This window comes from Crateriforma conspicua (assembly GCF_007752935.1).
Classification (GTDB): domain Bacteria; phylum Planctomycetota; class Planctomycetia; order Pirellulales; family Pirellulaceae; genus Crateriforma; species Crateriforma conspicua.
Genome location: NZ_CP036319.1, coordinates 337887 through 349397, shown reverse-complemented (window position 1 = coordinate 349397; position 11511 = coordinate 337887). Strand labels below are relative to the sequence as shown.

Annotated in this window: 8 protein-coding genes; 5 read left to right on the top strand and 3 right to left on the bottom strand. The window is 58.4% G+C overall.

Annotated elements, in window-relative coordinates:
- Positions 1-6 precede the first annotated feature (6 nt).
- The 3 genes from Mal65_RS01400 to Mal65_RS01390 all read right to left on the bottom strand — a co-directional run bounded on the left by Mal65_RS01400 (position 7) and on the right by Mal65_RS01390 (position 4640).
- Positions 7-1938, bottom strand: a complete 1932-nt coding sequence (locus tag Mal65_RS01400) for a MutS family DNA mismatch repair protein (RefSeq protein ID WP_145292968.1) — start codon at positions 1936-1938, stop codon at positions 7-9.
- 25 nt (positions 1939-1963) lie between these two features.
- Entirely contained in the window at positions 1964-3607 is a 1644-nt protein-coding gene (locus Mal65_RS01395; protein WP_145292966.1) for a hypothetical protein, read from the bottom strand.
- Between the two features lie 130 nt (positions 3608-3737).
- Entirely contained in the window at positions 3738-4640 is a 903-nt protein-coding gene (locus Mal65_RS01390) for an EamA family transporter (RefSeq protein ID WP_145292964.1), read from the bottom strand.
- Positions 4641-4877: 237 nt separating this feature from the next.
- Here Mal65_RS01390 and Mal65_RS01385 point away from each other — a divergent pair, with 237 nt between their 5' ends.
- The 5 genes from Mal65_RS01385 (at position 4878) to Mal65_RS01365 (ending at position 11335) form a co-directional block, all read left to right on the top strand.
- On the top strand, positions 4878-6308 hold the full coding sequence (locus tag Mal65_RS01385) for a class-III pyridoxal-phosphate-dependent aminotransferase (protein ID WP_196784475.1): 1431 nt from the start codon (positions 4878-4880) through the stop codon (positions 6306-6308).
- A 248-nt stretch (positions 6309-6556) separates the two neighbouring features.
- Positions 6557-7930 carry a DUF1593 domain-containing protein gene (locus Mal65_RS01380; RefSeq protein ID WP_145292962.1) on the top strand — a complete coding sequence of 458 codons (1374 nt, stop codon included), beginning with the start codon at positions 6557-6559 and terminating at the stop codon, positions 7928-7930.
- A gap of 140 nt (positions 7931-8070) precedes the next feature.
- Positions 8071-8745, top strand: a complete 675-nt coding sequence (locus Mal65_RS01375; RefSeq protein WP_145292960.1) for a hypothetical protein — start codon at positions 8071-8073, stop codon at positions 8743-8745.
- Positions 8746-8858: 113 nt separating this feature from the next.
- The gene (locus tag Mal65_RS01370) at positions 8859-10070 is read left to right on the top strand and encodes a M20 metallopeptidase family protein (RefSeq protein ID WP_145292958.1); all 1212 of its coding nucleotides are present in this window, start codon (positions 8859-8861) and stop codon (positions 10068-10070) included.
- A 161-nt stretch (positions 10071-10231) separates the two neighbouring features.
- The gene (locus Mal65_RS01365) at positions 10232-11335 is read left to right on the top strand and encodes a carboxylate-amine ligase (protein WP_145292956.1); all 1104 of its coding nucleotides are present in this window, start codon (positions 10232-10234) and stop codon (positions 11333-11335) included.
- Positions 11336-11511: the final 176 nt, after the last annotated feature.

Here is an 11511-nt window from a genome sequence, read left to right as displayed (position 1 = left end):
TTGATTCTACGATTTCTCCGCCGCTCCACCGCGTCCCAGACCCACGATTTCCAATAATCGCAGGGCGTTGGTGGTCGGAGAAACGCCCTGACGCATCTTGTAATCGAAAGTCATCTCTTCCTGACCGTCATCGGTGGTTTGAATGGTTTCGCGGAAATGCACGGTGCTGGCTTTTTCGGTCAAACCGGGATCTTCGGCCAATTCCAGATCGTGAGTACTGATCGCGCCGATCGCCTGACAGTCGACCAGCCGCTGCAAGACGGTCGCGACGGCAATCTGACGCTCACGGCTGTTGGTCCCCTGCAAGATCTCGTCCAACAAGAACAACAACGTGCAGTCCCCCGACTTGGCCAACCGCTCCGCCTGTTCGACGACCGCACGCAATCGATAAAGCTCCGCCATGTAAAACGAAACACCTTCGGCCAAACTATCCGTCACGCGAATGCTGGTCCCCAGTTCCAGCGTGGGCAGCGCAAAGTAGGTCGCGCAAACGGGTGCGCCCGTGGCAGCCAAGACGACATTCAAACCGATGCTTCGCAGCAAAGTGCTCTTGCCCGACATGTTGCTGCCAGTAACCAGCAAAAATGTCCCCGCCGGTCCGACGGTAACGTCGTTGCAAACGCGTTGCTGATCGTCCAACAACGGGTGTCCCAAACGCGTTGCGGAAACCTGCTTGTCAGCGGATGACTGCCAATGGGGAAAGATCCATTCGGACTGCTCGTCGCAAACGGCGGCCACCGACATCAATGCCTCCAGGTCACCCAAGGCATCGAACCAATCGCGGCAAACGCCACTGTAGTTTTGCTGCCAATGTTCCAGTCGACGAAGAACGCGGACGTCCCAAAGCCCAAACAGTTGCAGCGGCAGATACAACAAAAACGTGGCCGCAGATTGTTTCAACGCTCCCGCTCGTGCGATCACCGACAAATCATGCATGCCTTGTTTGGCCGACCGAGGTCCGTCCAACACGCGCGACCGGATCGACATGGCCAGCGGCGACGCATCGTTGCCACCGGGCAACCATTTGGCGTGTTCAAACATCGCCACGTAACTGGCGACGCTGCGCCGACTGGTCAATGCGACCGACAAAATCTGGTGCACCGGTGCAAGCAACAGTGCGCCCATCAACGTGTTCAGCACCGCCAGTGCAAACAACACGATCGCCCCATACTTGGCCAAGTCACCCGAACCGGCAACCACCCATCCGATCAACAACAACAACCCACCCGACAACGCGATGACCAAGGAAATGTTGGCATAGGCATACAACCATCGGCGGGATGAAAGCCAAGACGGTCCCGTCGCCCAATGCTGAAACGCTTCCGGGTCGCCCGACATTTGACTGACCTGATGCGCCAAACAGTGAAACTCGATCCGTTCGTCGCGCTGCTGTGCCAACACCTGCGCACACTCGGTTCGTGCCTTGGCCACATCGGCATCCGCTCGCCCCACCAACCACGACGCCAGGGCACGGTTGCCCATCGCCGTCTCGGTCATCGACAGCCAACGAAACAACGACGCGCGACCAAACAGATCCAGGTCGGTTGCGGTGCTGATCGCATGATCGTCCAAATCCAAGTCTGCCGTCGTGACCTTGGGGGACAGCTTTTCCAGCTTGCCCCAATCGCGCCGCACCCGTGCCATCGCGCGGTCCAACACTCGTTGTTGTTGCCGATGGTGCTCGATCGCGTCACGGATCGGTTCGTTGTAGATCACCGCGGCCAAAAACAGCACAAAAAATACGACGCCGGCGATGACAAAGACCGTCGATGACTGGGCGAATGCCGCCAGAAACCCGCACGCCAAGACGACCAGGAACAAGCCGACTCGTACATGGCCGATGCGTCGGTCGCGACGATCCAAATCGGCAACAGTGGCTTGCAACTGATCCCATCGGGATTGATATCGATCGATCGCGCGATCGCTTTGCTGATCCATCTCGGTTCCTTTCCGCCGGCCTTGGTCAGGCCGCACTTGCGGTCAGTCGGGATGCGGCGTCGACCAATCGCGAACGCGGACTGATGACTTTCAAAGCGACACGGTCTTGCAGATTCGGACGAAAGATCGTCAACAACAGCATGGGCAAGAACCAAGCCAAGTACATGCCGCCGCCGTACCCATGCCAAAACTGTGAAGCCACCATCACCGCAGCGGTGCAACTGATCAGCGTGCCAAGGTTTTTCTGTGCCGGCCAGATCGCCAAGAACACACTTAAAATCACAAAGCCCACAATCACCGGCAATCGCCACACCGGGTTCCAACCCAGTTCCCAAACGCCTCGTGGATCCGCCTGTGTCGGCAACCAAAGTCCGAACATCTGTTGCAACCGCCCGCCGAACGTGTCTGATCCGCCCAAAGCCAACAGCAACATCAACATGACCAGCATGGATGCCACCCCAGCACCGAAGCGACGCGCACCACGTTGCCAATAAAAGCTGAACCAAAGCGGCAACAAGAACAGCGGGTAATAAACCAATCCGGCGGCTAAGCCCAGAAAGATGCCTGCAATCATCGGCTTGCGGTACGTCAAAATGGCCCACAATAACAATGCGGCCGGAACCGCATGATCGACCCGACCGGTCATCTGCGCGGTGTAAGGCACCAACAGGTACAGCAGGGCACAACCGGTCCCCGCACAAAGGTTTCCGAAATGGCGTTTGCCGATCATGACAATGGCCACCACGATCGAAAGCTGGGCCAGGATCGCCAAGACCTTCGCGATGGTCGCCACACGCTGCTGACGTGGCGTTAATTCCGAGATGGTCCGGGGCATGTCACCGCCGACCGATTCGCTGACCGGTCGTGTCGGGATCGCGGGCAACATGTTGATCAACGCATACCCGGGACCAAGCTTGGGGCCCTGTTCTTGTTGTATCTGCGGCGTGCTGGTGACGACGTTTGCCATCATGAACACGAACAACGAAATCCCGATAAAGTTCAATCCGCCGGTGGTCAAATTGGGATCCAACAGGGGACGCCGAACCATCAACGGGTCCAACAATAATCGCACCAAAATGCAGGCTTCGATCACGAACAACCAAATGAAACCCGAGCGTTTCAGTGTGATCCAGGAAAACGTCGTCGCGTCGGTGGCAACGGAATCGATGTCGGCTGAATCGGTGTCGATCGTCTCCGCCTGGGTCGCCACCAAAGCATCGGGGGACGCCGCCGGCGCGGTGGCATCGCCAGATTCGGTGGCCGATGGATCTACCGTCGTCTCGTCGACAGCCATTTCAGTGCCGGCCGCGGACGCGGTTTCCGCGCGCGGATCGGTCAATTCCACGGAACCCGGTCCCGTGATTTCTGTATCGGGACCATCGCCGTCGGAATTCACCTTTGCGGCTGCGCCGCCATCTTCGGTGGGCTGGTCCACCGGTTGGCCGCCGGACGCATCGATGACCGCGGCTTGACGCTGCTTGATTTCGCGTCGCTGACCTTCGTGGACCATCAACAAACCGGGCGCCAGCAAGATCAGCAGGACGATGTCCAGATTCCGGACACTCCAGAATCGATGGAAGACAAAGTACAGACCTATGGTTAAAAACGACGACAGGTACACCCATGTCGTCGGCTCTGGTCGCCGATAATACAGCAGCAATTCGCTCATCGATTTTGTTCCCCGGCCGATTCCCCAGGATACTCTCGTCTATGGCCGGTGAATACCGTCGACCACCCGTCCCGGCGATCCTCGGAATCCCGTCTTGTCCCCAACGTTGGCTGGCCCCGCATCCAGGCAATCACCCGAAACACGTCAAGACGATCACGCCCAACAGGATGCCTGCGATGCACATTGCCTTTGCCGCGACTTGGCGTTCCTTCAACGCACCGATTCCATAGACAAACGCCACAACAACGCTGCAGCGACGCAAGGTGGAAATCACTGAAATCAACGCGTCGCTATCCGCCACGGCGTTGAAATAGACCAGGTCGGCGGCCAGCAACAATGGGCTGATCAGGCAAATACTGCGTCGCCACTGTAGCGGCATCCGGCGTCGGTCCATCCGAAACCACCACAGAAAACATGGCACCATCGCGGGCACCAAGTAAAGCGTGAACCAAGCTTGCAGGGTCGCCACCGGGATGCCCACGGTCTGCAACAAGTATTTGTCATAGATCGAACTGACCGCCCCGGTCACCGTCGCCAACATCATGCAGGCGACCCATCGGTCACGGATGAAATGGATGCCTTCGCGACGCCCCACAACCGAAAACATCCAGAACGAAAACAAGACGATCACGATCCCGGCCCACTGAACCGTCGTCGGCCGTTCTCCCAACACCACCGTTGCGATCAAAATCGTCCACAGCGGGCTGGTCGATCGAATCGGCGCAGCGATCGACAGTGGCAAATGCTTGAGCGCAAACAGCGCGAACGTCCATGACGAAGCCACCAGAACACTTTTGGCCACCACCAACCAATGCCCGTGAACGTCCAGCGGTTCAATGGCCAACCAAGCGACCGGCTGTGACGTGGGATCGACGAAGTACCACACGACCAGCGGCAACCACAGCGCGGCACCGATGGACGTGCTGATCAACAACACCGCGGGCACCGCGTTGGCCGAAGCCGCTTTCTTTTTGCTGATGTCGTAACAACCCAGCAAAACCGCGGACACCAGTGACAGCAGGATCCAGTTCATCGCGGCATCATCGGCCCCGAACCCGAAACTGTTAATGGGGGTCCACCTTGCACCGGCGCATCCCCCCGAATTCCCTAAGGTCCGCCGGCGCTGGAAATCGGATTCCGGGCCGCCACGCTGTAAGAATCGGGCCGCCACGCTGTGACAACCAGATCAAACGGTGGGGCTGGGGCGAATCGGCAAACCATTTAGAATTGGCGGTCGACCGCCGCAACCATCCAAGCAAGCTCTGACGCTATGAACACGCCCTCCAACCCCGTCCAGACCGCCACGGCCGCCATGCGAATGCGGAATGACCCGCGGATCGCACAAGCCAAACAACTGATCGCCCAAGCGATGGCCGATCACGCCGGCGAATTGACGGATGTCCGCCCGGCGGACGATGCCCTGGTGGCGGACTATCAAGCGTGGCTGGATCGTGCCGCCGCACCACGCGGCGGTCCGACGATTTGGCCGTACCTTTCGTCGGGGCTGGGCAACGGTCCCTACGTCGAATTGGCCGACGGCAGCGTCAAGTTGGATTTCATCGGGGGAATCGGTGTCCACGGGATGGGCCACAGCCACGAAACGATTGTCGACGCCGCCATCGATGCGGCCATCGAAGACACCGTGATGCAGGGGAATTTGCAACAAAACCCCGCCAGCGTCGTGATGGCCGAAAAACTGATCCAGTTGGCCAGCGCGACGGGCGCCCCGTTGGCCCACTGCATGCTGTCGACCAGCGGTGCAATGGCGAACGAAAACGCACTGAAGCTTGCCCTTCACCACCGCAGCCCCGCCGACCGAATCATCGCGTTTGACAATGCCTTTGCGGGACGGTCTCTGGCCCTGGCGGCTGTCACCGATCGACCCAACTATCGCAGCGGCCTGCCGCTGACGTTGGACGTGGACTACCTGCCATTCCTGGACCCCGATCATCCCCAGCGCAGCACCCGATGGGCCGTCGATGAACTGCAGCGATTGTTGAAGCGACACCCGGGTCGTTACGCCGCCTTTTGGGCCGAACCGATCGCCGGTGAAGGTGGCTACTATCCTGGCAGCCACGAATTCTTCGCCGCGCTTTGCCAGCCACTGCGTGATGCGGGCATCCCCATCATCTTCGATGAAATCCAAACCTTCAGCCGAACATCCTGCCCGTTCGCATTCCAACATTATCAGCTGGAATCGTTCGCCGACATCGTCACCGTTGGCAAGATCACGCAAGTCTGCGCGACGTTGTATCGTGCCGACTTTAAACCGGACGCCCCGATCCTAAGCCAAACGTTCACGGGATCCACCGCGTCGATCGCCACGGGCATTGCGACGTTGGATGCGTTGGAACAAGCCGGCTGTTACGGGCAAGATGGCGAAAACATGAAACGCCACCGCTACTTTGCCCAACAACTGCAAAGCTTGGCCGACAAGTATCCGGACAAGATCAGCGGCCCATTCGGCGAAGGCATGATGATCGCATTCACACCCGGCGGCGGCAGCTTTGACGAAGCCAAATCGTTGATGGATCAGATGTACCAGACGGGTTTGTTGGGATTCGTCTGCGGTTCCGCACCGACGCGTTTGCGTTTTTTGCCTCCACCGGCAACGACAACGACCCAGCACATCGATGCCGCCGTTTCATTGCTCGATCGCTGCCTGGCCGACTGGACCCCACCGGCCCCGCAGGACGCCTGATTGACCGTGCCGAACGTCATCGATGGGACCATCCGCCGACGACCGGTAACGACGCCGCCGTCTGCCCGTTCGTTGGACCATAATGATGAACACACCTGATGCGGCCGACGCCGGCCGCGGGACTTCATCACTTGCTTTTCGTTTGATACGACCGACGCCAGCACCTCGGGTCGGATCGGTCCGGAGAATCAGCCATGTTTCGGTGGACGCATTGGACCCCATTGGTTATCGGGCTTTTCGCCTTCGCGATGCCCCCACACGTCGGCCACTCGGTTTGCCGGGCCGAGCGTCCTCGCGTTTTTGTGCTGACGGACATCTCCAACGAACCGGACGATGAAGAATCGCTGGTCCGCTTTCTGGTCTACAGCAATGAATTCGACATCGAAGGTTTGGTGGCGACCACCAGCACTTGGCTGCGATCCGATCCCCGCGAAGATTTGATTCGCCGGCAAATCGACGCCTATGCGAAAGTCCGTGACAACCTTTCGGCTCATGCCGCGGGTTACCCCACGGCGGATCAATTGCGACTCGTCACCGCGACGGGACAAACCGAATACGGCATGGCGGGTGTCGGTGAAGGCAAATCGACACCAGGTTCGGAACTATTGATCGACGCGGCATTGATGCCCGACGAACGTCCGTTATGGGTTTGCATTTGGGGCGGCGCGAACACGTTGGCGCAAGCCCTGCGCGATGCAGGACGCAAACTGCGATACAACCAGTTCCACCAGATGGTCCGCCGGCTCAGGGTTTACACGATCAGCGACCAAGACGACGCCGGCCCCTGGCTGCGACGCGAATTTGCCGACTTGTTTTATATCGTCAGTCCCAGCACCGAAGACGGCGGGCTGTATCACCAAGCCACGTGGACGGGAATCAGTGGTGATCGGTTCTACAAGAACGGCCCCTTCGAATCCTTTGACATGGTCGACAATCCCTGGCTGGTCGAAAACGTGATCGAAGACCACGGTCCGCTGGGCGAACTGTATCCCGAAGCCAAGTACATCATGGAAGGCGACACACCGTCGTTCCTAGGCTTGATCGACAACGGACTGGGTTGGCACTACAGCCCCAGCTATGGCGGATGGGGTGGTCGCTATCAACTGTTTCAAACTTACGGTGAAACTCGTCCGATCTGGACCAACAACCGAAACAGTCGCGACACCGTATCGACCAGCGATGGAGTCACTGTCACCAGCGATCCGGCAACCATCTGGCGTTGGCGACGCCATTTCCAAAACGACTTTGCGGCGCGAATGGATCGATGTGTGTCCCGTCGATTCGAAGACGTCAATCACAACCCTGTCGCCGTCGTTAACGGCGACGAATCCCGACGCGTCGTTCGAATCGCCGCCCAACCCGAACAGACCATTGAACTGTCCAGCTCCGGCAGTCGCGATCCTGATGACGACCAACTGTCAATTCGTTGGTACATCTATCCCGAGGCGGGCAGCTATCCGGGCACGGTCCAACTGAAGAACGACAAGCGGCCGATCGCCACGATCCAGGTGCCCAAAGACGCGCGCGGTAAACAGACCATCCACATCATCTTGGAAATCGAAGACGACGGCACACCGCCGCTGGTCGCCTATCGGCGCGTGATCATCGACGTGGTGCAGTGAAATGCCCGATCAAGAACGACGAACCAACGCAAAAAAAATGTCTTGACGTGGCCTCGTGTGGTTTGTTAGCCGACCGTCATCGAAAAGCGTTCAAGACGCTGGGCTGACGAAGCAAGATTCTCATTGGAAACACGACGGCGATGACAAGCGAATCGGTGACCCGTTGGACTCAATGGCGCGAATTGTTTGCCGCCACACGTGAACTCTTGGTCGTTTCCGCAATCCTGTTGTTGCTGATCGCACCAGGATGGGTGAAAGAAACCTTGAAGGCGGCCGGAATCAGCAGTGTCGCGGGCATCGAATTTGAGCTGGAACAAGTCGTCACTTCCCAGGCAGAACTGGAAGCCGCGGAAACCGAGATCGAAAAGATTCGTGGCGAATTGCTGGCTCTGCAGTCGTCGATCCAGCAAAACCAATCCGTCATCACGGGGACAAGCACGACCGCGCCGGCGCGTCGCCAGTTCGACCCGGCCAACCGCGACATCAGCCGCATGTTGGCGTCAACGATCACTTCCTGTGACGACGCGAAAAAGCGAATCAGTGTCGCCCACAAACATCAGCAGGATGTCCTTGAACAGGCTGAACGGATGGGCATCAAAACGTCTGCGAATCTGAAGTCGCCCACCGAACTGGTGAAGCAAATCTCGCAACGACAAGCCGAATTGAACGCAGCTTCGGCACAGCAAACACGCTCCACTGATTCCACCACCGCATCGGTCGACATCACCGCATCGGCGGACATCGCGTCGCCGTTGATCGCCACCCCGGACGCAACATCCGTTTCGCAAGAATTGCCCGAACAGTGGCGTCGCTGACGTTCGCCGCACCGTTCGTCCCCATGGCGGCATCGGAGTATCCTGGAAGCATCGCCAGCAAACCGGCACTTCCTTGACTGATACAGGGCAGACCGATCCATCCTCACGCCGCCATGCCCACCTGGGTTGCCGATCTTCAACAACACGCCGACCAGATTCAAAGCGGCTTGGTGGAAATGCGCCGTCATCTTCACCGGAACCCGGAACTGTCCGGTCAAGAACACAAAACCACTCGGTTCCTGGCGGGCTTTCTGGAACAATTGGGTCTGCATCCACAACTGGCGGACGACGACCGCGGACTATTTGCCGATCTGGATGTGGCAACGACCGACGACGGTACGCCGGATCGCCGCATTGCGCTTCGCGGCGATATCGATGCGTTGCCCATCGCCGACCAAAAAATCGTCGACTATCACAGCCACAATCCGGGCGTGATGCATGCCTGTGGCCACGACGTTCATCCAAGTGTCGTCTGTGGTGCGGTGCAAATTTTGACGGCCATGGCCGAACGAAATCAATTGCCATGGCCCATCGCGCTGCGTGCCGTTTTACAGCCGGCGGAGGAAATCGCCCAAGGCGCCAGCCACATGATCCGCAGTGGTGCGATCGAGGGTGTCGATGCGATCTTGGCCCTGCATGTGGACCCGACGCGACCGATCGGCGAAATCGGATTGAAGGCGGGCGTGTTGACCGCTTCCTGCGACATGATCCATGTCGATTTCCTTGGCAAAGGAGGGCACGGCGCACGACCTCATCTTTGCAAAGACCCGATTGACGCTTGCACCTTGTGGGTTCAATCAGCCTTTCGCCGCATCCACCGCGTCGTGTCGGCGGACCAAACCGTTGTCTTCTCGGTCGGACAAATCAACGCCGGCCACAGCGCCAATGTGATCCCTGACCAGGCGGACGTCAGCGGTTCGCTTCGCACGCTTAGTACCGAAGCAAGATCCATCGCTTTGGACGCGTTGCACGATGTCAGCCGTTCAGTCAAACAACAAACCGGCTGTGAAGTCCGCAGTCGGTTGGGCGTCAGCGCGCCCGCGGTGATCAACGACCAGTCGCTGATTCAATTGATCAGCGACGCCGCCGTCTTGGTCGCGGGCCCCAACGCCCCCACGCCGATCGCTGAACCCAGCATGGGCAGCGAGGACTTTTCGTACTACCTGCAAAAGATCCCCGGTGCCATGTTCCGCTTGGGGGTCGCCGGCGATGCGTGCGGGCACCATCCGTTACACACCGCCCAGTTCGATGTTGATGAACGTTGTCTGGCAATCGGTGCAAAGATCATGGCCACCGCGATCATCCAGTACTTTCGTCCTCAATAGGGCATCCGAAACCACGGCAGCCTCGTCCGGTCGGCCACTACGTATCGGCGATAGCGTCTACAATACCAAGGTCTTCTCCCCCCGCTTGTCTTTCGGCGACGTCCGGTAACTCCGCTGCGTCGGATCCGCCGAAGCATTCGTTTACCGAAACGGCATCGCCTATGGCCAAGCTATCGTTCAATGGAAACGAGACTCATTCCATCGGCGTCGAATTGGAACTCGGGATCGTCGACTGCGAAACCTGTGCCCTGGCCAGCCGATCAAGCGATGTCTTGGAAAAGCTGGAAACCAGTGAACCCGACTGTTTCAAGCATGAATTGGCACAATCGTGTGTCGAAGTCATCACGGGCGTTTGCGAAACCGTATCGGACGCCACTGCCGATTTTCGACACAAAACCGATGTCTTGGCATCCACGGCCCAGTCGTGTGGCTTGAAACTTTGGTGGGGCGGAACGCATCCCTTCAGCTTGTGGGAAAACCAACGGATCACCGACCAGGCTCGCTATCAAAGTCTGGTCGAAATGCTTCAGGAAATGGCGCGTCGTCTGATCACCTTCGGCTTACACGTCCACGTCGGTGTTGATTCGGGCGACAAAGCGGTCATGATCTGCGACCGAATCATGCAGCACTTGCCGACCCTGCTGGCGTTATCCGCCAGCAGCCCGTATTGGCAAAACCGCGACACCGGCCTGCATTCGTATCGCTCCAAATTGATGGAAGGCCTGCCCACCGCAGGACTGCCCAGCTTGATGCGAAACTGGAGCGAATATGTTTGGCTGGTCAATCACATGGAAGACACCGGATTCATTCGATCGATTCGTGAAATCTGGTGGGACGTGCGGCCACACCACAACTTCGGCACGGTGGAAGTCCGCATGTGCGACATGCCGGGATGCTTGGATCACGTCGCAGGATTGACCGCTCTGGTGCAATGCCTTGTCAAGGCACTCAACGATGAAATCGACGAAGGCACCTATCAGTTCGATTGCCATCCAATGATGGTTCGGCAAAACAAATGGCGCGCGGCACGACACGGCCTGGACGCACACCTGGTCGATGCTTCGGACTATGGCGTACGGTCGGTCCGCGACATCGCGTTCGGTTTGGTCGATTCGCTGACGGGCATTGCACAAGACCTGCGTTGCGAATCCGAACTCCGGTTCGTCCGCGAAATCGCCGCAGGCCCCAGTTGGGCGACTCGCCAACGAGAAATCTTGCAACAATCCGGCAACCCCGCAGACATCGTTCGACATCTGGGAGCGTGACCATTCCACGCCGCCGACTGATCCGACATTGTTTTTACAATTGCCTGACACCGAAACCACTTTCCCGCCGCGACAAAGTCGTTCAATGCATGTGGGACCGGATTCGCATCCGGTGGGTAAACGACCTTCGAAGGAAAGCATGGTGATTGAATGTCTGTCACATCGATTCATCCGAG

Bases quoted from the DNA above. Each gene is read 5' to 3' on its own strand.
- Mal65_RS01380 (WP_145292962.1), top strand. From the start codon at position 6,557: ATGCCCCCACACGTCGGCCACTCGGTTTGCCGGGCCGAGCGTCCTCGC.
- Mal65_RS01370 (WP_145292958.1), top strand. From the start codon at position 8,859: ATGCCCACCTGGGTTGCCGATCTTCAACAACACGCCGACCAGATTCAA.
- Mal65_RS01400 (WP_145292968.1), bottom strand. From the start codon at position 1,938: ATGGATCAGCAAAGCGATCGCGCGATCGATCGATATCAATCCCGATGG.
- Mal65_RS01375 (WP_145292960.1), top strand. From the start codon at position 8,071: ATGACAAGCGAATCGGTGACCCGTTGGACTCAATGGCGCGAATTGTTT.
- Mal65_RS01390 (WP_145292964.1), bottom strand. From the start codon at position 4,640: ATGAACTGGATCCTGCTGTCACTGGTGTCCGCGGTTTTGCTGGGTTGT.
- Mal65_RS01365 (WP_145292956.1), top strand. From the start codon at position 10,232: ATGGCCAAGCTATCGTTCAATGGAAACGAGACTCATTCCATCGGCGTC.
- Mal65_RS01395 (WP_145292966.1), bottom strand. From the start codon at position 3,607: ATGAGCGAATTGCTGCTGTATTATCGGCGACCAGAGCCGACGACATGG.
- Mal65_RS01385 (WP_196784475.1), top strand. From the start codon at position 4,878: ATGAACACGCCCTCCAACCCCGTCCAGACCGCCACGGCCGCCATGCGA.